Origin of the sequence: Mycobacterium sp. (assembly GCF_032159565.1) — a bacterium.
Classification (GTDB): domain Bacteria; phylum Actinomycetota; class Actinomycetes; order Mycobacteriales; family Mycobacteriaceae; genus Mycobacterium.
In genome coordinates this window covers 30,708-50,438 of sequence record NZ_JAVHWR010000130.1, presented here as the reverse complement: position 1 = coordinate 50,438, position 19,731 = coordinate 30,708, and the positions used below count along the sequence as shown (strand labels likewise).

The window sequence follows — 19,731 nt, the reverse complement described above, 5'->3', positions numbered from 1 at the left end:
AGGCTATCCGAGCACTGTGACATCGAAACCGGTCGGAGCGGGTGTGATCACCTGCGCGTTTGACATTATGCAGGTATATACCTGCATAATGATCGAGTGGCCGACGATCCGATGGACAAGGTGTTCAAGGCGCTCGCCGACCCGGGCCGCCGACTGCTGCTGGATCGGTTGCGCCAGGACAACGGCCAAACACTCGGCCAGCTGTGCGAGTACCTCGAAATGGCGCGCCAGTCGGTGAGCCAGCATCTGGCCGTGCTCGAGTCGGCCAATCTCATCAGCAGCGTGCGGCGTGGACGGCTCAAGTTGCACTACTTGAATCCCGTTCCGCTGCAAGAGATTGCGTACCGCTGGATTCAGGACTTCGAACATTCGCGGCTTAACGCGCTACATGCGTTGAAGCACCAGGCAGAGGAGGCCGACATGGCGACACCCGACGGCAAGCCGTCTTTCGTGTACGTGACCTACATCCACAGCAGCCCCGACAAGGTCTGGAAGGCGCTCACCGACGCCGACCTGACTGCCGAATATTGGGGCCACAGCAACGTGTCGGACTGGCAACCGGGGTCACGCTGGGAGCATGTGCGTACCGACGGCTCGGGAATCGCAGACGTCGCGGGCGAGGTGATCGAGTCGACGCCGCCCCGGCGGCTGGTCATCACTTTCGGCGGCACGGACCGGCCGGGCCAGTTGTCGGTGGTGCGCTTCGACATCGAACCACACCACGACATCGTGCGACTGACGGTGACCCACGACGACATCACCGACGCCTCGGACTACGAGTCGGCCGCGGCGGGCTGGGCGGCGGTCTTGTCGAACCTGAAGTCGCTCTTGGAAACCGGGTCCGTGCTGCCGCAGGCGCCATGGGAAATGCATGCCGAGCTACGCGCCCAACAGATGTCGGGCTAGCGGGTAGCGTGGCGACATGCCGCATCCGGTCATGTTCCGCGACGACGATCCGGATCTCGCGGAGGTGCGCAAGATCGCACTGAGCTATCCCGACGCGTTCGAAAAGGTCTCCCACGGCAGGCCCGCGTTCTTCGTGTCGAAGATGTTCGCCATGTACGGCGGTAGCGCCAAGCCGGCGACCAAGGGCGACTACATCTCGTACCCGCATTCGATCATGGTGAAGGTCGATGAGAGCGACCGCAGAGCGCTCGGGCAGGACACTCGGTTCTTCTACCCGGCGTATCTGGGCCCGTCGGGATGGCTCGGGCTGGATTTCACCGCGACGAAGGCGATCGACTGGGTCGAGGTGGGTGAGCTGATCGACGCGTCCTTCCGGATGGTCGCACCGAAGAAGCTCATCAAGCAGCTCGACCACGCCTGAACCGCGCCAGGCCGACATGGTTCTATCGACTCCATGAGCTTCGCCAGCCCCTATCCCGACGTCGAGATCCCGAACGTCAGCGTCTATGAATACCTGTTCGGCAACCTCGACGATGCAGACGCCGACAGCGTCGCGCTGGTGGACACGAAATCGGGTAGTGCGATCAGCTACCGCGACACCGTCGGCAACATAAATTCATTCGCCGGTGCACTGGCCGATCGCGGGATCGCGGTCGGTGATGTGGTCGGTCTGCTGGCGCCGAACAGCGCCGCGTTCGCGATCGCCTTCCACGGCATCCTGCGCGCCGGCGCCACCGCCACCACCATCAACGTGTTGTTCACCGCGAAGGACATCGTCAAGCAGCTGACCGATTCCAAGGCGACGATGCTCATCACGGTCAGCCCGCTGCTCTCCCAGGCCAGGGAGGCCGCCGCCGCGGTGGGCATATCCGACGAACAACTGGTGGTGCTCGACGGCGCCGACGGCCACCCGAGTGCGGCGGATCTTCTCGGTGCAGGCGCGGCACCCCCGGAGGTCAGCTTCGACCCCGAGACGCACCTGGCCGTACTGCCCTACAGTTCGGGCACGACCGGCAACCCCAAGGGCGTGATGCTCACGCATCGCAACCTTGTCGCCAACATCGCCCAGATCCGTGCGGCCCAGGACGTCGCGGCCGACGACGCCGTCATCGCCTTCTTGCCCTTCTTCCACATCTACGGAATGACGGTGCTGCTCAACGCTGTCCTGCGGGCGCGAGCGCGGCTGATCATGATGCCGAGCTTCGACCTCGAGGAGTTCCTCGCGAACATCCAGAACCACAGGGTGACCGTGGCGTTCATCGCGCCGCCGGTGGCGGTGGCGCTGGCCAAGCATCCGCTCGTGGACAAATACAACGTGTCGACGCTGCGCGCGGTGCTGTCCGGCGCGGCACCGTTGGACGAGGACCTGGGCCACGGCGTGGCCGACCGCATCGGATGCCCGGTGGTCCAGGGCTATGGCATGACCGAACTCAGCCCCGTCAGCCACTGCACGCCGTTCGACGGCGGCAAGCGGCTCGTCGGATCGGCCGCTCCCATCGGCGCTGCCGGATGGACGGCGGCCAATTCCTCGTCCAGGCTCATCGAGCCCGATAGCGGCGACGAGATCGATGTTCCCGCTGCGGGTCTCAGTGAGACCGGCGAGTTGTGGTTCAGGGGACCGAATGTGATGGCCGGCTATCTCGGCAACGAGGAAGCAACCAGGGAAACGATCGACGACGACGGCTGGCTGCGCACCGGAGACCTGGCCCGGGTCGACTCGTCGGGATGCGTGTACATCGTCGACCGGCTCAAGGAACTCATCAAGTACAAGGGTTACCAGGTGCCGCCAGCCGAACTGGAGGCGGTGCTGCTGACCCACCCGGCGATCGCCGACGCCGCGGTGGTCGGGGTGCGCGACGCGGATTCCGGCGAAGAGGTGCCAAAAGCTTTCGTGGTCAAGCAATCCGGGGCCGCGCTGACCGAGGCAGACGTGATGGACTTCGTGGCCGGTGAGGTTGCGCCCTACAAGAAAGTGCGACAGGTGGCATTCATCGATGCGATCCCGAAGTCGTCGGCGGGCAAGATCCTGCGCAAGGATCTGCGCCAGGACTCAACTGCGCAGTGACTCCCGCAGCGACTGGGCGGCCCGCGCCTGCCGGTAGCCGAGCACGGCTCCGATGGCGGGTATCAGAACCAGACCTGCGACGCCGGCCAGCGGATCGGCCACCGTATCGGTTGTCCCGGTGCCGTATTCGCCGACGGTGAGGTGGGCCGGGCGGATGCGCTCGACCGGTGGCATGGGTGGCGGCAGCGGCGGAAAGTTGATCTCGATCGCCGCGGGCACCCCGGGCGCGGCAGGTATCGCCGCGGGCGAGACCATCACGTCGTCCGTCAGCACCGCCTCGGCTGCTGGGCCGGGCATCGGAACGTGGGTTCCCGGTGTGCGGCCGTTGCCGACGACAACCTTCGGTGCACGCAACGTTGCGAGGGGCCGGCCCGAGTAACCGGACCCGGCCCTTGGCGCGGCGGCCGAAACGTTGTCGCCTGCGGGCTGCTCGACTACCGCAGCAGACCGCAGCGCGGTCAGGCTTTCGGTGCCCAACCCGGTCACCACGGCAGGGTCCTCGAGATCGCTGCCGCCCACGGATAGATTCATCGACGGCGGAGTGAGATCCGGGTTTGAATCGTTGTCGGTGTCGGCGACCTGCAGAGCCACACCGGGCTGAACGTCGCCGAGGGGGCCGCCTGAACCGTTCTTCCGGCTGTCGTTCTTGGCATGGGCGCCCGAACCGTGCTTGTCGGCGACTGCGTGCGCGGGGTTCGGACCGGCGATCAGCAGAGACGCTGCGAGCACACCGGCTCCCGCCGCGAAGCGAACAGTCGAGTAAGCCACGATCCCTTCCTGACGTACTGGGCTCGCGGGCCCAGGATCGGCCCATGCATTGTGACACAAACCTTTGCCCGGCAAACGTTATTTCATGATCGCGGCCGGGTCGGCGGCGATGGCGTCGGAAGCTTCCTGGACGAGTTCGATCGCGATGCGGGCCCATTGCGGAGTCGCGCCGGCCAGGCCGCATACCGGGGTGATGCCGATCCGCTCGGGCAGCACCGTGCGGGGGAACCCGAGTCGGTCGGTGAAATCGGCCACCGAACCGGCCACCTCCCGCGCCGACGGGCGGGGGTCGGGTGCGGCAGCGGGTACGACGCCGAACAACACGGTGCGGCCCGATTCGACGAACTCGCCCACGCCGTCGACGTCGCCTGCCGTCAGCGTCGACAGGTCGATCGAGACCGCGCTGAGAGCACTGCGCTGCAATAGCGGCCAGGGCAGTTCGGCCGCACAACTGTGCAGGGCCACTTCGCCGCCGACGACTGTCACGCACTCGTCCAGCAGCTCCCCAGCCACCGATTCGTCGACCGGATGCACCGGCGTCATGCTCGTCACACCGGTGAGTCGCCCTGCCAGCGCCGCAGGCAGCAGCGGTTCGTCGAACTGGACCACCACGGGGCAATCGAGTCGGCGCCCGACCTCGGCGCGGTGTGCCGCGACGCCTTCGGCCAGCGATCGCGCCAGGTCGCGGGCGGCACCCAGATCCGTGATCGCCCGGTGCCCGTTGGACAGTTCCAGTTGTGCCGCGAGCGTGATCGGGCCCGCCGCCTGCACCTTGACGGTTCGTTGCGACCCGCGAAGACCGGCCGTCTCCCATGCCTCTTCGAGCGCATCGACGTCCTCGGCGAGCAGGCTGACCGCACGGCGGGTCACCGCACCGCGTCCTGCGGTGATGCGGTAGCCCCTCGGCACGGTGTCGATGTTGATGTCGACGAGCAGTGCGCCGGCCCGTCCGATGAGGTCGGCCCCGACTCCACGGGCAGGCAACTCCACCAGATGCGGCAGTCGATGCAACTCTCCGACCACGATTTCGGCAGCCTCCCGAGCCGACGTGCCCGGCCAGGATCCGATGCCGGTGCCGGCGGCGAAGCCGCGCGCGTGGGAAGCGAAATCGTTACTGGTCACTTCACCAACACTATTCGCCTCACGCGCCACAGGCGTTAGTCTGCGAAACAGGAAGGAGTCGACACGATGTCCTCAGCGGCCGTCCGACTGGCGGTGTTGTGCGCCGCAACGCTGCTCGCCGCGGGCTGCGCACAGACCATCCACGGCACGGCGACGCGGGCCGCTCCTGGTATCGACGACGAATCGCATTCACCCGTCGACGTGGAATCGGTGATGCTGGATCAGGGTCAGATGCGCGCCATCACCGGCGCGGGCGACAATCTGACCGTCGTGCCCAGCATGGACGGCAAGATCCCCGTCGACGTCAGCGATCTGATGAACGGCACGCCGCAGCAATGTCAGTGGTACTTCGCGGAGACGCAGACGTTCGGCCCTGACGTCGAAGAGTTCCACAAGACGACTTTCCAGAATCCGCCCGACGGCGGGCTGATCTCCGAAGGTGCCGCCGCATATCGCGACCCCGAGACCGCACGACACGCGTTCGCCGACCTTGTTGGACAGGTATACGACTGCGGCTCAACGGAACTCGGTTCGACGTTCATCGGCGAGTGGACCGCCGACGCCGACACGCTGAGAATGCGCTCGGCGGGTACGTGCGGCCGGGACTACCGGATCAAGAACGTCGTGGTCGCCGAGGTGTCGTTCTGTTCGTTCCCCGATTCGGTGCCCGACATCGTCATGACGAACATCATGGACAAGGTTCCCAACTAAGAACTGTGCGCGATCGTGGCGCTGCCGATGACTTCGTCGCCGTCGGCGTCGGGACGGTAGAGCACCATGGTCTGGCCCGGCGCCACGCCGAGCAGCGGGGCACGCAGGTCGGCTACCAAAGCCCCGTTGCGCACCTCGGCCACGGCCTCGGCGATGCCGCCGTGTGCGCGCACCTGCACCGCACACTCGATGGGTCCGTGCGGCACCGCGCCTGAGGTGAAGACGGCTTTCTCGCCCACCAGCGTCCACACCTCGAGGTCAGTGAGGGCACCGACGCGCACCGTCGCGGTCTCGGCGTCGATGGCCGTCACATAGCGGGGACGCCCGTCGGGGCCGGGTCCTGCGATGCCGAGGCCCTTGCGCTGGCCGATGGTGAAGCCGTGCACGCCGTCGTGTTCGGCGAGCACCGTGCCGCCGGCGTCGACCACACTCCCCCGCCGCACCCCGATGCGGCTGCCGAGGAACGCCCTGGTGTCCCCGGACGGGATGAAGCAGATGTCGTGGCTGTCGGGTTTGTCGGCAACGGCCAGGCCGCGGCGCGCGGCCTCCTGCCGGATCTGCGGCTTGGGTGTGTCGCCGATGGGGAACAGCGCATGGCGCAGCTGCTCGGCGGTCAGCACTCCAAGCACATACGACTGGTCCTTGTCGCCGTCGACGGCGCGCCGCAACCGACCATCGGTCAGCCGCGCGTAGTGACCGGTCGCGACGGCGTCGAATCCGAGCGCGAGCGCACGGGCCGACAGTGCAGAGAACTTGATCCGCTCGTTGCACCGCACACAGGGGTTCGGCGTCTCGCCCCGGGCATAGGACGACACGAAGTCGTCGATGACGTCTTCGGAGAACTTCTCGGCGAAATCCCATACATAGAACGGGATGTCGAGGATGTCGGCGACGCGGCGAGCGTCGCCCGCGTCTTCCTTCGAGCAGCATCCCCGCGACCCGGTGCGAAGCGTTCCCGGCGCGGCCGACAACGCGAGGTGCACGCCCACCACGTCGTGTCCGGCATCGACCATCCGGGCGGCGGCGACCGACGAGTCGACGCCCCCGCTCATCGCGACAAGGACGCGCACTATTCGACGGCTCCAGAACTGGCCATCGCCGCCTGGCGCGCGCGGTCCACCGCGGCGGGCAGTACATCGAGGGCGGCGTCGACGTCGGCGTCGAGACTGGTGTGACCGAGCGAGAGCCGCAGCGATCCGCGGGCACTGGCCGGGTCGGCGCCCATCGCCGTCAGCACGTGCGACGGCTGCGCGACGCCTGCCGTGCACGCCGAGCCCGTCGAGCACTCGATTCCTCTGGCGTCCAAAAGCATCAGCAGCGAATCGCCCTCGCAGCCGCGGAAGGTGAAGTGGGCGTTGCCGGGAAGCCGTTGCGCGCCCGTCGCGCCGTTGAGCACCACGTCGTCGATGCTGGACAGCACCCCGTCGACGAGACGGTCGCGCAGCACCTGCACACGCGTGCTGGTGGTCGCCATACCGCTCATGGTGATTTCGGCGGCTGCCGCCATCGCCACCGCACCTGCGACATCCGCTGTGCCCGAACGGACGTCGCGTTCCTGTCCGCCGCCGTGCAGAAGCGGCACACAGGCGGTGTCGCGGCGAAGAAGCAGCGCGCCGACACCGGTCGGGCCGCCGAACTTGTGAGCGGCGATGCTCATGGCCGACAGGCCGCTGCCGGCGAAGTCGACCGGTATCTGAGGGACCGCCTGTACGGCGTCGCTGTGCATGGGCACGCCGAATTCCGCGGCAACCGATGCCAACTCCGGCAGCGCCATGATGGTGCCGACCTCGTTGTTGGCCCACATCACCGAGACCAGAGCGACATCGTCGTGCTTCTGCAGAGCGTCCCGCAGTGCGCCGGGTGCGACGGATCCGTCGGATTCGGTCGGCAACCAGGTCACCTCGGCGCCTTCGTGTTCGGCGAGCCATTGGACGGAGTCGAGCACCGCGTGATGCTCGACGGCGGTGGTGACTATGCGCCGACGCCGCGGTTCGGTATCGCGGCGCGCCCAGTAGATGCCCTTGACGGCCAGGTTGTCGCTCTCGGTGCCGCCAGCGGTGAAGATCACCTCAGACGGACGTGCGCCAAGCATCTTGGCCAGCGTCTCCCGCGACTCCTCCGTGCGGCGCCGCGCCACGCGTCCGGCGCCGTGCAGCGACGATGCGTTACCGACCGTCGCCAGCACAGCCGTCATCGCCTCGATGGCGGCGGGGTGCATCGGGGTGGTGGCGGCGTGATCCAGGTAGACCGGCGATGATCCGCTTGGGCGAAGAGCATCGGGCCGAGTGTCAGTGGCCATAACCGTTCAAGGATAGCCGCCGCCCTGCGGCCGCCCTGATGCCGTGGTCAGGCGACCAGCGCCGGCCCGTGTGTCCGGCGGTCCGCATCCCCGCGGACCGCCGCCTCGCAGCGCGCGGCCAGGTCGCGCCGGTTCGTACCCGGCAACTGCAGCGACTCGACCTGGACGTGCACGACGGTGCGGCGGGCGGTGACCAATCGGCGGATGGACGCGATCAGCGTGTCGTCCCCCACGTAAGCGGCCACCGTCGACGGTGTGCCGTCACGGTGGTGGTACTGCAGCCGCAGCGGCTGCACCGGCCGTCCCGCGTCCACGGCGGCCTGGAACATCGCGGGCCGGAACGCTCCGTAGGCCAGGCCGCACCAAGTCGTGCCTTCGGGGAAGGCGACGACGGTCTGCCCGGCGCGCAGTCGGGTGGCGACCATCCCGACGACATCGGGCAACCTGCGCAGGCTCGCCCGTTCGATCGGAATGACCTTCATCAGGCGGGCCGCGAAACCCAGGGCAGGCCAGCTGATCAACTCCGCCTTGGCGACGAACGAACCGGGCATCACCGCACCGATGGAGAAGATGTCGACCCACGACACGTGCCCGCTGACGACCAGCACGCCGCGCAGGTTTCGAATCGGGCCGCCCGACACCGTGATCCGTACGCCGAGCGCCCGCAGCATCATCCGGCAATACCCGCGCTGGATGTGCGAGCGGCCGGGCAGCGGAATCGCCAGCAGCGGGACCGCCGAGAGCGCAATGACCGCGAGTGTCACCCGGACGGCGACCCGAACCGCCACAACGACCGGCCTGCCGCTGGCCGCGCCGCCCGCAGCCACGCAGCTGGCGTCGCACGTCGCGCGAGGGACCCAGGGGCTGGCGTCTCGTGCGGCGGTCATGACGCGATCCCGTCGGCCATCTCGCTCGCCGCGGCGACCAACCGCAGCCGCTTGAGATATCTCGTGTCGGCCCTGCGTTTGTCGAGCAGCGCCGGGAAGTCGCCGACACCGAAGTCCGGATCGTGGGCGGGCTCACCGCACACCTGAGCGCCGAGCCGCAGATACCCGCGCATCAGCGGCGGAACAGCCAATCGCGCAGGCGGCTCGATGTCGTCGAGGCCCTTGCCGCCGATCGTCACCGGCCGGTACGGGTACACCGTGTACTCGCCGGCGGCGGCATGCCTGCGCAGCACGAAGTCCCGCACACCGCGGATCTGGCTGCCCGGTGCCCCGTCCGAAAAACCAACGGGCACCGACACACAACCCGTGACGTAGTCGTAGCCGCACCGGTCCAGGTAGGCCAGGATGCCCGCCCACATCAGCAACACCACGCCGCCGTTGCGGTGGTCGTCGCGGACCACGGCGCGGCCCATCTCGACCAGTGACGGCCGCAGCGGGTCAAGGCCGGAGACCTCGAACTCGGTTGCGGTGTACAGTCCTCCGGCGGCGATGGCGCCCGGTGGCGGAAGCATGCGATAGCAACCGACCAGCTCGCCGGTGTCGTCGTCGCGGACCAGAAGGTGATCGCAGAACTCGTCGAACCGGTCGGCGTCTTTTCCGTCGGTGGCGCCGCCGAGCGCGAACCCCGGCTCGGAGGTGAATACGTCATGACGAAGGCACTGCGCGGCTTCGATGAGCGCAGGTTCGGTGGACAGCAGCAGGGTGTAGCGGGGAGCGGTGCCCGCGACAGCAGGCGGATCAGCGGCGATGAGTACAGATGCAGTGCTCATAGCCTGCACGTTCGCGGAGTCGTTCGGCGAAACGGCATCCGGGACATGACGTGTCTGTGCACGCCAGGTGACGATTTGCGCTACGGGACGACCGGTTCGTACCCGCGGATGGCCTCGACCTTGTCCGCGGACTTGCTTTCCGGGTCGAATTCGTAGCCCAGCCACTCACGTGCCAACCGGCGGGCCAACTCCAGCCCGATCACTCGTTGCCCCAGGCACAGCACTTGGGCATCGTTGGACAGCACAGACCGTTCGACGGAGAAGCTGTCGTGGGCGGTCACGGCCCGGATGCCGGGAACCTTGTTCGCGCTGATGGCCACACCGAGCCCGGTGCCGCACACCAGCAGCGCGCGGTCCGCCTTGCCTTCGGCGACCATCCTGGCCGCCGCAACGGCCACATGCGGGTACGCGGTGTCCTCGTCGGCGCCGACGCCGACATCGGTGACCTCGGCGACGCGCGAGTCGCCGCGCATGTCGCCCTTCAACGCCTCCTTGTACTCATAGCCGGCGTCGTCCGATCCGACGACGATTCGCAACCCGTTCTCTGGGCGAGCCATCGCTCAGTCTCCTTTCACCGTCAACGTGAAGCAGTCGGCAACCGCGTGTGCGCACATCGCCAACGAGGTGGCACCGGCGTCGGGGGTGCCGACGCTGCGCTCGGCAAGCGGACGCGCCCGGCCGACCTTGGGCCGCATATCGGCGGTGGCACGGGCGGCGTCGGTGGCGACGTCGGCGGCGGCCCGCCAGGCCTCCTGCCAAGCCTCGCCCGCGTCGGTCCGCTTTTTCAGCTCCTCGACGAACGGCAATAGCGCGTCGAGCATCGTCTTATCGCCCGGCGATGCCCCGCCAAGCCGGATCAGGGCGTCATAGCCGTCGCGCAGAGCCGCTGCGACGGTGGCCGAATCCGGCCTTCCGGTGTCACCCAGCCTGGCGCCGAGCGCCGACAGCATCGCCCCCCACAGCACACCGGATGTGCCGCCCGCCTTGGCCGCCCACTCCTTGCCTGCGGCAGTCAGCACCGATCCCTGCCCGGCACCCTCGTCGACCGCGCCGGCGGCCGCATCGCGTGCCGCGGAGGAGCCCTTGACCATGCCTCGTCCGTGATCGCCGTCGCCGGCAACGGCGTCGATACGGCCCAGTTCGTCCTCGACGTCCGCGAGCATCCCTGCCATCGCCGCGAGCGCCCGTGCAATCAGCTGTCCACCACGGCGACCGTCCTCATCGGCCAATTCAGCGACGGCGAGTTTCGGCGCGGCCGCTTCTGCCGCCGCCTCCGAGCGGCGGGCGCCTTCGGAGGCCGCACCAGTCACGCCCTTGCGGTAGGCCGGGGTGTCTGCCGGTGCCCGCCAATACTTTTCGAGTTCCTCGTCGAGCCACATCACTGTCAACGAGCAGCCCGCCATATCAAGGCTGGTCACCAGTTCACCCACTTCGGGCTCTACGATCTCGTATCCGCGCTCGCGAATGAGTCTCGCCACAGCTCCCCAGACCACGAAGAGCTCTTCGTACTTGGTTCTGCCGAGGCCGTTGAGTATCACCGCGATCCGCGTGCTGTCGGTTTCGGGTTTGTCGCCGAGAACACCATCGACGAGTGTGACCGCCAGCTCGTCGGCGGTCGGCATCGCCTCGTCGGCCACACCGGGCTCGCCGTGGATGCCGAGACCGACGCCCATCTGGCCGTCGGGAACCGTGAACAGCGGTTCATTGGCCCCCGGCAGGGTGCAGCCGTCGAATGCGACGCCGAGCGTGCGGGTGGCCGCGTTGGCAGCTTCTGCCACCCGGATCACGCTGCTGAGGTCTAGGCCCTCTTCTGCGGCGGCACTGGCACATTTGAACACGGTGAAATCGCCCGCGATGCCCCGTCGTTTGGTCTCCTCGCCCTTCGGGGCGCTGGCGATGTCGTCGGTGACCGCGAAATAGTGGGCCTCGATGCCCTCGCTGCGCAACTGGGTGACGGCAAGGCCGAAGTTCATGACGTCGCCGGCGTAATTACCGGTGGTCAGCAGGACGCCTGCGTCACCGTGGGCGGCGCGCGCCACCGACGCCGCCTCCTCGGCCGATGGCGAGGTGAAGATGTTGCCGACGACCGCCCCGTCCGCGAACCCGGTGCCGACGGTTCCGCAGAATGCCGGGTAGTGCCCTGAGCCACCACCGATGACGACTGCCACCTTTCCGGGCGCCGTCTGGTGCGCGCGGACCACGCCGCCGGGCACACCGACGACGTAACGCGAGTTGGCATCGAGGAACCCGACCAGCATGTCCTCCGTGAACCGGGCGGGATCGTTGAAGAGTTTGGTCATCGCAACCGCTCCCCTGTTTCAGTGTCGAACAGATAAACGCGTTCCGGCGGGGCAGTCACCACGACCTTCTGTTCGGGCTCATAGCTCTCCTGGGCCGGAGTCTGGACGACGATTCCCTCCTCCATGCCCGCGACGGTGCTTGTCGCGAGACCGAATTCGAGCAGATGCTCGAAGTAGGCGACAGTGGTCGAGATCCCCTCACTCTCCGGGGCACCCAGCGCGCAGTCCTGTGGCCGGACACCGACGGTGACGCGGGTGCCATCGGCGACCGAGGTGACTACGGTGTCGAGATGACCTGCATCGGAACCGATCTCGACACGAGTCTTGCCGCCGGAGACCTTTGCGACACCGCGAATAACATTGATCTGTGGTTCGCCGACGAACCCTGCGACGAAGAGGTTGGCCGGGTCGTCGAACACCTCGTCGGGCGTGCCGAACTGCTGCACCACACCGGCATCCATGACCGCCAGTCGGTCGGCCAACGACAGTGCTTCGACCTGATCATGGGTGACGACGATCGTCGTGTAGCCGAATTCACGTTGCAGCACCTTCAACTCGCGTCGCACCCGCTGGCGCGCGGAGGCGTCGAGGTGGCTCAGCGGCTCGTCGAGCAGCAGCACCGGTGGGTTGCGCACCAGGGCGCGGGCCAGCGCGACGCGCTGCTTCTGTCCGCTGGAAAGGCCGGCGGGCCGTAGCCCGAGCAGGTCGTTCATCTCGAGCCGGTCGCAGATCGAGGCGACCATCTGCTCGGCGCCCTTGACCTTGCGGGCCTTGAGGCCATACAGCAGGTTGTCGCGGACCGACATCGGCGGGTACAGCGCGTAGCTCTCGAAGCCGACCCCGATACCGCGCTTTGACGCGGGCAACTGTGAGATCTCCCGCTCGCCGATCTTGATCGAACCGTTTGTCACGGTTTCGAGTCCCGCGATCATGCGCAGAGTTGTGGTCTTTCCGCAGCCGGACGGGCCGAGCAGCGCGACCAACTCTCCGGGTTCGATGGCAAGGTCGATGCCCTTGACCGCCGTAACCCGCTCACGGCCGCTGGACGCGTAGGTCTTGACCAGGTCGGCGAGGGTCAGGCTCTGCGCCGTGCCATCGGCCGATGCGGGTTTGCGCGGAGCATCTGTCGTCACACTCACTGTGCCGCCTCCATGTTGTCCAGTCCTCCTCGCGTGCGGGAAGTGTCCAGTCCTCCTCGCGTGCGGGAGGTCTCATCGGTCGCGTCGAGCCGGACAGTGTCGCCGTCGCCCGCCGTGAACACGTGTACGTCGGAATCGGCCACGGTCATGGTGATGTCACTGCCTTCGTCGACGCCCTCGCGACCGGAGGCGAGCACGATCACCTGTTCGCCGCCGGCCTTCACGGTCAGCTCGACGTTGCGGCCGAGCCGCTCTGCGAGCATCACGGTGCCCGCCAAGTGTGCCGAGCCCGCTCCGGACCCGACATGGATGTCGCAGGGCCGCAGGCCGACTCGTACGCGGTCGCCGCGATCGCACGGCGCGCCGGCGGGGATCGGTACGTCCAGCGACCCGTCCCCGAGGCGGATGCGGCCGTCGTCGACCACACCGTCGAGGATGTTGATCTCGGGCTGACCGAGCGATCGTGCCACGAACGTGTCGGCGGGTCGCCGCCAGATCTCGTCCGGCGTGCCGATCTGAACGAGCCGTCCTTCGCGCAGCACCGCGATTCGGTCGCCGAGCGCCAGGGCCTCTTGGTAGTCGTGGGTCACGTAGATGGTCGTAGTGCTCGACATTGCGCTGAGCTGTTTGAGCTCGGCGCGCATCGCGGCCCGGAGCTTGGCGTCGAGGTGGCTCAGCGGTTCGTCGAGCAGGTAGATGTCGGCGGGCCGTACCAGCACCCTGCCCAGCGCCACCCGCTGCCGCTGCCCGTTGGACAGCTCACGGGGAAAACGGTTGAGCAGGTGGTTGATTCCGAGCGTGGTGGTCACCTGGTTGATGCGCTCGGTGCGCTGAGCCTCCGTGTACTTGCCGGTCCTTCCGGACTTCAGCGGCGACGCCAGGTTCTCGCTGACGGTCTTCTGCGGGTAGAGCGCGTAACTCTCGAACGCCATCGCGACGTTGCGGTGGTACGGCTCGACGAGGGTCATGTCGACACCGCCGATGTGCACCGACCCGGCATCGATGTCCACCAGACCGGCCACCGACTTCAGCGTGGTGGTCTTACCCGCGCCGCTGGGGCCGAGGATGACAAAGAACTCGCCGTCGGCGATGTCGACGGACAGGTCGTCGACCGCCGTGACTTTGCCGAATGTCTTGCGCAGGTTGGCAAGAGATACCGTCGCCATCAGGCTTTCACCGCCCCGAAGGAAAGGCCCCGGACCAGATACCGCTGAATGGTCAGCGCCAGTATCAGCGGCGGCAGGGCAGCTATGATCGCCGCTGCGGCGGTCAGGTTGTAGTACGCCTGGCCGCCACCGCCGAGGAACTTGGTGATCGCGACGGTCACCGTGCCTGCATTGCTGTCGGCCAGGATCAGGGGGAACACGTAGTTGTTCCAGGCGAAGATGAAGGCGAGCAGCGCCGCCGCGGCGATACCCGGTCGCACGATGGGCAGGGCGACCATCACGAAAGCCTTTCTGCGGGTGTAGCCGTCGAGTAACGCGGCCTGCTCGAGATCCTCGGGCAGGTCCTCGAAGTACGAGCGCAGGATCCAGACCACCAGCGGCATGGTGACCAGCTGCAGGACCCAGATCATCCCCACCTTGGTGTCGAACAGGCCGATCTGGTTGTAGATCACGAACAGCGGCACGATCACCATCAGCTCCGGGGCGAACCGAAAGGACAGCATCTGGAACATCAGGTCGTTGCTGCCCTTGTACTTCCAGCGGCCCGCGGCGTAGGCGGCGGGAATGCCGATCAGCAACGAGACGATCACCGCGCCGCCACAGTTGATCAAACTCGTCAGCAATGAGGTCTTGAAGTCGACGCTGGTCATCTGAGTGCCCTTGTCGGACACCACCGTTGCGAAGTTCGACCACGTGGGACTGAACTTGAAGTACGTGGTGGTCTGCTCTTCGGCGTTCTTGAGCGCCAGGATCACCATCCACACGATCGGGAACAGGGAGAAGATGAACCAGCCGATCAGCCCGATATCGGCGGCGACGGGCCCGATGCCCATCCGCCTCTGTCCCGGGAGGAGTTCGCTTCTGCGCAATGTGAATGCCATGGCCTATGACTCCGCTCCGGCAGCTCGACGCTGCGCCTTGCCGAGCACGCTCACCAGGTAGCGCGCGGTGATGAACACGATGATCCAGAGCAGCAACATGTATGTACTGCCACGGGAGTAGTCCAGGTTGATGATCGAGTCCTCGAACGCGCCGATCTGCAGTGTCCGGGTGGCCACGCCCGGGCCGCCTGCGGTCAGCACGTAGATGTGGTCGAACACCTTGAGGTTGTCCATAAACCGGAAGATCACCGCCACCAGGATGTAAGGCCAGAGCATGGGGAGCATCAACTTGCGGAACATGTAGAACCAGCTCGCGCCGTCGACCTCGGACGCCTCGAAGGGCTCCTTGGGCAGCGACCGCATACCGGCGAGGACCAGAATCGCGACGAACGGGGTGAAGATCCAGAGATCCACAAGAATCACCGACCACAACGCGTGGCTGCCCGACAGCCAGTCAAAGGTGTTGCCCAGTCCCAGCACGTGATTGAGGATGCCGAACTGCGGATTGAACATCAGCTTCCAGATCACGCCCGCGATCACGGGAGCGATCATGAGCGGTAGGATCAGCACCTTCTCGAAGACCTTCCCGATGATCGACGACCTGTTCAGCAGCAACGCGAGACCGACGCCGAGCACCGTCTCCACGGTCGTTGCCACCACCGCGAAGATCGCGGTGACCTTGACGCTCTGCCAGAACACCTGATCGCCGAGAACCGATTTGAAATTCTCGAACCAGATGAAACGCGGATTCGGGTTCACCGCCGCGTAGTTGAGGAACGCGTAGTAGGCGCCGACCACGAAGGGGTAGAGAATCCCGATCACGATCACCAATGCCGGGATGGACAGTAAGTACGGCCGCAGCTTACGTCGCCAGCTCGGCACCTCGGGCAACGCGCGACGCGGCGCCCTGGGCTGCTGATCCGGCGAGGTCGCCGTCGCCTTGTCGGTCTGAGTCGTCATGTGTGCCAGAGCTCCTAGAGATTGACCTTGGAGGTGTTGGTCTTCGCGAGGCTGCGCAGACGCGAGGCGGCATCATCTCCGCCGTAGATGTCCTGCAGTGCGACGGCCCAGTTCTGGGTGGTGTCGAAAAACTTCTTCTGCGGCGTGAACTGGATCTTCGACTGGCCGATGACGGTCTCGAAGGTCTCGAGGTAGCCGAACTGGTCGGCCGCCACCCTCTTGAAGGTGGTGTCGAACACCGACTTCCGCACCGGGTCGGCATACTTACCGCCCTGTACGGCCTTGTTCATCGAGTCCTTGCCGGTGGCCCACTGGATGAACAGCCAGGCAGGTAGCTTGTTGCGCGAGTTCGCGCTCATCGCCCAACTCCATGTCCACAAGTTGGTCTTGTAGTTGCCATCGGGTCCGGCGGGTCCCGGATACCACGCCAGATTGCCCGCTTCCTTGCTCGCACCCGGTTTGTTCTTCGGGTAGGTCGCGCTGTCGGCATCGAAGACCATCATCGCCTTGCCGTCACCGAGATCGCCTGTGGCGTTGGGATAGTCGTAGGTCGTCCACGAGGTCGGCCCAGCCTTGTGCTGCATCTCGATCCACTTCTCGGTGAACGCGATCGCCTTGTCGCTGTCCATCTCCGCGATGAGATCCGACCCGTTGAACGTGTAGTCCACTGCGCCCTCACGCGTGTACTGCGTCATGAACCCGGGGTGGATGGTGGCCCACGATTTGGAACCGCGGGTCGAGATGCCGTAACGGTTCTGCGATCGGTCGGTGAGGTCGACGGCCAGCTGGATGAAATCGTCGAGCCGGTCGGGCAGCTTCTTGATGCCGCGCTGGTCGAAGTAGGCCTTGTTGTAGGCCACCACGTTGTTCTCGAACCCCCATGGGATCGCCCACTGACCGCCCGTGCCCAGCGGATGGCCGAGGGTGAAATCCCACCGGGTCGACGTGCGCAGACCGTCGAAGATGTCGTCGAAGTCGTAGTCCGCGTTGGTGGCCGACGAATTCTTCAGCCACGGGTCGAGGTTCTCGATCCAGCCCGGTGGTCCGTACTGCCAGATGAAGTAGGCCCCGAGCATGAAGGCGTCGTGTTTGCCTGAGCCACCGGCCAGTTCGGTGTTGAGTTTGGTGAAATAATCCGCCTCCGGAACGAGGTCGACATTGACGGTGATCCCGGTGAGCTCGGTGAACTCCTTGAGCAGCGGCTGATACGACAGCTGGTAGGGATGCGGGGTCTGCAGAATGTTGATCGTCGAGCCCGAGGCCTTTTTCCAGTCGAAGCCGCCGGTGACGGAGTCCGCCCCGTTCGGCAGACTGGCCTTCCCGCCGACACCGCAGGAACTGAGGATGGGGACGCTTGCCGCAGCCGCACCGGCGAGTCCCAACGCCGCGAGCATGTTTCGCCGCGACATCTGCGGCCCGGTGTTTCGGTTCATGGTGTCAGTTGCCCTTCCGCGTCAGGCGGGGATAAGGGAGACTTTGACGGATTCCTTGCCGCTGGCGACGAGGTCCAGACCCTTCTGGAATTCAGGCAATGGCAGTTGGTGCGTGCAGATGTCGTCCATCGGCAGCACGCCGGACTCGATCATCCTGATCGCCGCCGGCCAGCAGTAAGGCCCGAGATGGGCGCCGAGCACGTCGAGTTCCTTGTCGTCGCTGATGATGCTCCAGTCGACAGACACGTCGCTGCCGAACACCCCGTATTCGACGTATCGGCCGAGCTTGCGTAATGCGTTGAGACCCTGTGGAACCGCGGAGGGATGGCCGGTCCCCTCGAGATACACGTCTGCGCCGTAGCCGCCCGTCAGCTCCTTGATCATCGCGACGGCGTCCTGTTCGGCGATGTTGATGGCGATGTCAGCACCGCAACGCTTGGCCAGCTCGAGCTTCCCCGGTTCCATATCGAGGGCGACCACATGCATCGGACTCTTGGCCCGCGCGCCTGCGATCATGCCAAGGCCGATCGGCCCGCACCCGGCGACCACCACGGTGTCCTCGAAGGTGATGCCGGCTCGCTCCACGGCGTGCAGAGAGCACGACAGCGGTTCGGTGAACGCGGCATGATGAGCCGGGATATCGCCGGATACCCTGTGCACCAGCGATTCCGCCGGATAGACCATGTAGCTCGCCATCGCACCGGGAGTGCGCCGCTTGAATCCGTAGAGATCGTGCGGCTGACACATGTGGTACTCACCACGCTTGCAATAGCGGCATTCCCAGCACGGCACGATCTGCTCCGACACCACCCGATCGCCCACCGCGATACCCCAGCGAGACGCGGCCGCGTCATCGAGTTCGACCACGCGCCCGGCGAATTCGTGTCCGGGGATCACCATGGTCTCAGCCCATGCGGGCCGGTTCTCGTCACCCCAGAACTTCGCCGCCCCGTGAAAGCACTTCAGGTCACTGGCGCAGATACCGACGGCTTCGACCCTGATCAGCGCCTCGCCCGGCTTGCGTACCGGGACCGCCACCTCTTCGAGTCGGTAGTCCTCGGGTCCATGACAGACCACGGCCTGCATCTTCTCGGGGATTTGATCGCTCATCAGCACTCCTTCAACTGTGGTTGGAGTCACACTATCGAACGCGCTGCACATTTGTCCAGAACGAATGTTCAACAAAATTCTTCCCAGAACAGATGTTCAGTGCCATACTCGACGCCATGCCTCGATCGGCTCCGGCAGCATCGGCTGAGCAATCCGCCGACAGCGGCGCCGTTGAGCTGGAAGGCAGTCATTTCCCTGCGTCGCTGCTGTACACAGCCTCGCGCCTGTACTACGAGGATGACGCCACCCAGGCCGACGTCGCTGCGAAGCTGGGCACCAGCCGGGCAACCGTCAGCCGGCTGCTCGCGGAGGCCAAACGGCAGGGCATAGTTCGAATCGAGGTGGTTCCTCCCGCCGAGGCGCGGCCAGGCGATCTTGGCGATCAACTGGCCAGGGCGTTGAACCTCGAGAACGTGTACCTCGCCCCTCCCCTTCCCGCACCGGGCACTGGCCGGTCACTGGTGGACGTGATGGGGCGCCCGCTGGCTCCCGCGGTCGGACGCGCGCTCAGCGAAGCCGGACTGCTGCCCGGCGACGTTCTCCTGGTGTCGTCGGGTCGCACCGTCTACGAGGTCGCCCAGCACGAGTTGCCTGCACTGCCGGGTGTCATCATCGCCCCGACGGTGGGCGGCAACGATCAGGCCGAGGACTGGTATCAGACCAACGAGATCACCCGCCTGGTCGCCAATCGTGTTGGGGGCAGGGCGAATTACCTCTTCGCCCCTGCGTTGCCAGGACCCCAGCTATACCGTTCTCTGCTCAACGACCCCAGCATCCAGCGTGTGCTCAGCCTGTGGCCGCACGCGCGCTGCGCGCTCATGGGTGTCGGCGCCCCGCCCCTGATGCGGTCGGATATTCCAGGATTCGTGCCGACCGCGTCCTCGTCGCTGCGCTCGGCGGTTGGCGACGTGTGCTCGCGATTCTTCGACCGGGACGGTGAGCCGGTTGCCTTCGAAGGAGGTGAGCGGCTGATCGCGGTGGAACTCGAAGCCCTGCGACACATTCCGGTCACCATCGGGGTCGCTGTCGGCAAGGAAAAAGTGGAATCCATCATCGCGGGCGCACGCGGCGGCTATTTCAACCGTCTCGTCACCGACCCGGTGACCGCGCACGACATCCTGGCCAGCCCCGCCGTCGCGGAACAGGCGTCCTGA

The 19,731-nt window shown here is 66.3% G+C and carries 19 protein-coding genes; 5 read left to right on the top strand and 14 right to left on the bottom strand.

The genetic code is table 11. The features are described from left to right. Window positions 1-111: 111 nt before the first annotated feature. The 3 genes from QOC76_RS16825 to QOC76_RS16815 are packed head-to-tail and all read left to right on the top strand — an operon-like array spanning window position 112 to window position 2,971. Window positions 112-906 (top strand): ArsR/SmtB family transcription factor, encoded by a 795-nt coding sequence (locus QOC76_RS16825; RefSeq protein ID WP_526358478.1) that lies wholly within the window; start codon window positions 112-114, stop codon window positions 904-906. Window positions 907-922: 16 nt separating this feature from the next. Further along, a complete protein-coding gene (locus tag QOC76_RS16820; protein ID WP_526358324.1) occupies window positions 923-1,327 on the top strand; it encodes an MmcQ/YjbR family DNA-binding protein in 405 nt (134 codons plus the stop codon). Window positions 1,328-1,360: 33 nt separating this feature from the next. Further along, entirely contained in the window at window positions 1,361-2,971 is a 1,611-nt protein-coding gene (locus tag QOC76_RS16815) for an AMP-binding protein (protein WP_526358322.1), read from the top strand. Here the strand turns inward: QOC76_RS16815 and QOC76_RS16810 are convergent. Further along, on the bottom strand, window positions 2,957-3,739 hold the full coding sequence (locus QOC76_RS16810; RefSeq protein ID WP_526358320.1) for a hypothetical protein: 783 nt from the start codon (window positions 3,737-3,739) through the stop codon (window positions 2,957-2,959). The genes QOC76_RS16815 and QOC76_RS16810 overlap by 15 nt on opposite strands. Window positions 3,740-3,817: 78 nt before the next feature. Further along, window positions 3,818-4,861 carry a uroporphyrinogen decarboxylase/cobalamine-independent methonine synthase family protein gene (locus QOC76_RS16805; protein WP_526358318.1) on the bottom strand — a complete coding sequence of 348 codons (1,044 nt, stop codon included), beginning with the start codon at window positions 4,859-4,861 and terminating at the stop codon, window positions 3,818-3,820. Between the two features lie 66 nt (window positions 4,862-4,927). Here QOC76_RS16805 and QOC76_RS16800 point away from each other — a divergent pair, with 66 nt between their 5' ends. Beyond that, a complete protein-coding gene (locus QOC76_RS16800; protein ID WP_526358316.1) occupies window positions 4,928-5,572 on the top strand; it encodes a sensor domain-containing protein in 645 nt (214 codons plus the stop codon). Here the strand turns inward: QOC76_RS16800 and mnmA are convergent. From mnmA to eltD, 12 genes are all read right to left on the bottom strand, one after another. After that, window positions 5,569-6,642 (bottom strand): tRNA 2-thiouridine(34) synthase MnmA, encoded by a 1,074-nt coding sequence (gene mnmA, locus QOC76_RS16795; protein ID WP_526358314.1) that lies wholly within the window; start codon window positions 6,640-6,642, stop codon window positions 5,569-5,571. The two genes, QOC76_RS16800 and mnmA, sit on opposite strands and share 4 nt — an antisense overlap. Further along, the gene (locus QOC76_RS16790; protein WP_526358312.1) at window positions 6,642-7,871 is read right to left on the bottom strand and encodes a cysteine desulfurase family protein; all 1,230 of its coding nucleotides are present in this window, start codon (window positions 7,869-7,871) and stop codon (window positions 6,642-6,644) included. The genes mnmA and QOC76_RS16790 overlap by 1 nt, the downstream gene beginning before the upstream one ends. Before the next feature lie 47 nt (window positions 7,872-7,918). Further along, window positions 7,919-8,758, bottom strand: coding sequence for a lysophospholipid acyltransferase family protein (locus QOC76_RS16785; protein WP_526358310.1), 840 nt, complete (start codon window positions 8,756-8,758; stop codon window positions 7,919-7,921). Then, a complete protein-coding gene (locus QOC76_RS16780) occupies window positions 8,755-9,588 on the bottom strand; it encodes a GNAT family N-acyltransferase (protein WP_526358307.1) in 834 nt (277 codons plus the stop codon). The genes QOC76_RS16785 and QOC76_RS16780 overlap by 4 nt, the downstream gene beginning before the upstream one ends. An 80-nt stretch (window positions 9,589-9,668) precedes the next feature. Further along, window positions 9,669-10,145, bottom strand: a complete 477-nt coding sequence (locus QOC76_RS16775) for a ribose-5-phosphate isomerase (RefSeq protein WP_526358305.1) — start codon at window positions 10,143-10,145, stop codon at window positions 9,669-9,671. A 3-nt stretch (window positions 10,146-10,148) separates the two neighbouring features. After that, on the bottom strand, window positions 10,149-11,888 hold the full coding sequence (gene derK / locus QOC76_RS16770) for a D-erythrulose 4-kinase (protein WP_526358303.1): 1,740 nt from the start codon (window positions 11,886-11,888) through the stop codon (window positions 10,149-10,151). Next, window positions 11,885-13,027 carry an ABC transporter ATP-binding protein gene (locus tag QOC76_RS16765; protein WP_526358301.1) on the bottom strand — a complete coding sequence of 381 codons (1,143 nt, stop codon included), beginning with the start codon at window positions 13,025-13,027 and terminating at the stop codon, window positions 11,885-11,887. The genes derK and QOC76_RS16765 overlap by 4 nt, the downstream gene beginning before the upstream one ends. Then, window positions 13,024-14,193, bottom strand: a complete 1,170-nt coding sequence (locus tag QOC76_RS16760) for an ABC transporter ATP-binding protein (protein WP_526358299.1) — start codon at window positions 14,191-14,193, stop codon at window positions 13,024-13,026. The genes QOC76_RS16765 and QOC76_RS16760 overlap by 4 nt, the downstream gene beginning before the upstream one ends. Continuing rightward, window positions 14,193-15,074, bottom strand: a complete 882-nt coding sequence (locus QOC76_RS16755) for a carbohydrate ABC transporter permease (protein WP_526358297.1) — start codon at window positions 15,072-15,074, stop codon at window positions 14,193-14,195. The genes QOC76_RS16760 and QOC76_RS16755 overlap by 1 nt, the downstream gene beginning before the upstream one ends. A 3-nt stretch (window positions 15,075-15,077) precedes the next feature. Next, window positions 15,078-16,034 carry a carbohydrate ABC transporter permease gene (locus tag QOC76_RS16750; RefSeq protein ID WP_526358295.1) on the bottom strand — a complete coding sequence of 319 codons (957 nt, stop codon included), beginning with the start codon at window positions 16,032-16,034 and terminating at the stop codon, window positions 15,078-15,080. A gap of 14 nt (window positions 16,035-16,048) precedes the next feature. Continuing rightward, window positions 16,049-17,467 (bottom strand): extracellular solute-binding protein, encoded by a 1,419-nt coding sequence (locus QOC76_RS16745; protein ID WP_526358293.1) that lies wholly within the window; start codon window positions 17,465-17,467, stop codon window positions 16,049-16,051. Window positions 17,468-17,488: 21 nt separating this feature from the next. Beyond that, the gene (gene eltD / locus QOC76_RS16740; protein ID WP_526358291.1) at window positions 17,489-18,577 is read right to left on the bottom strand and encodes an erythritol/L-threitol dehyrogenase; all 1,089 of its coding nucleotides are present in this window, start codon (window positions 18,575-18,577) and stop codon (window positions 17,489-17,491) included. Between the two features lie 116 nt (window positions 18,578-18,693). Here eltD and QOC76_RS16735 point away from each other — a divergent pair, with 116 nt between their 5' ends. Continuing rightward, a complete protein-coding gene (locus QOC76_RS16735) occupies window positions 18,694-19,731 on the top strand; it encodes a sugar-binding transcriptional regulator (protein WP_526358289.1) in 1,038 nt (345 codons plus the stop codon).

Coding starts and splice junctions, on each gene's coding strand:
- QOC76_RS16825 (WP_526358478.1), top strand. CDS start 112: ATGGACAAGGTGTTCAAGGCGCTCGCCGACCCGGGCCGCCGACTGCTG.
- QOC76_RS16820 (WP_526358324.1), top strand. CDS start 923: ATGCCGCATCCGGTCATGTTCCGCGACGACGATCCGGATCTCGCGGAG.
- QOC76_RS16815 (WP_526358322.1), top strand. CDS start 1,361: ATGAGCTTCGCCAGCCCCTATCCCGACGTCGAGATCCCGAACGTCAGC.
- QOC76_RS16800 (WP_526358316.1), top strand. CDS start 4,928: ATGTCCTCAGCGGCCGTCCGACTGGCGGTGTTGTGCGCCGCAACGCTG.
- QOC76_RS16790 (WP_526358312.1), bottom strand. CDS start 7,871: ATGGCCACTGACACTCGGCCCGATGCTCTTCGCCCAAGCGGATCATCG.
- QOC76_RS16785 (WP_526358310.1), bottom strand. CDS start 8,758: ATGACCGCCGCACGAGACGCCAGCCCCTGGGTCCCTCGCGCGACGTGC.
- QOC76_RS16780 (WP_526358307.1), bottom strand. CDS start 9,588: ATGAGCACTGCATCTGTACTCATCGCCGCTGATCCGCCTGCTGTCGCG.
- QOC76_RS16775 (WP_526358305.1), bottom strand. CDS start 10,145: ATGGCTCGCCCAGAGAACGGGTTGCGAATCGTCGTCGGATCGGACGAC.
- derK (WP_526358303.1), bottom strand. CDS start 11,888: ATGACCAAACTCTTCAACGATCCCGCCCGGTTCACGGAGGACATGCTG.
- QOC76_RS16760 (WP_526358299.1), bottom strand. CDS start 14,193: ATGGCGACGGTATCTCTTGCCAACCTGCGCAAGACATTCGGCAAAGTC.
- QOC76_RS16755 (WP_526358297.1), bottom strand. CDS start 15,074: ATGGCATTCACATTGCGCAGAAGCGAACTCCTCCCGGGACAGAGGCGG.
- QOC76_RS16750 (WP_526358295.1), bottom strand. CDS start 16,034: ATGACGACTCAGACCGACAAGGCGACGGCGACCTCGCCGGATCAGCAG.
- QOC76_RS16745 (WP_526358293.1), bottom strand. CDS start 17,467: ATGAACCGAAACACCGGGCCGCAGATGTCGCGGCGAAACATGCTCGCG.
- eltD (WP_526358291.1), bottom strand. CDS start 18,577: ATGAGCGATCAAATCCCCGAGAAGATGCAGGCCGTGGTCTGTCATGGA.
- QOC76_RS16735 (WP_526358289.1), top strand. CDS start 18,694: ATGCCTCGATCGGCTCCGGCAGCATCGGCTGAGCAATCCGCCGACAGC.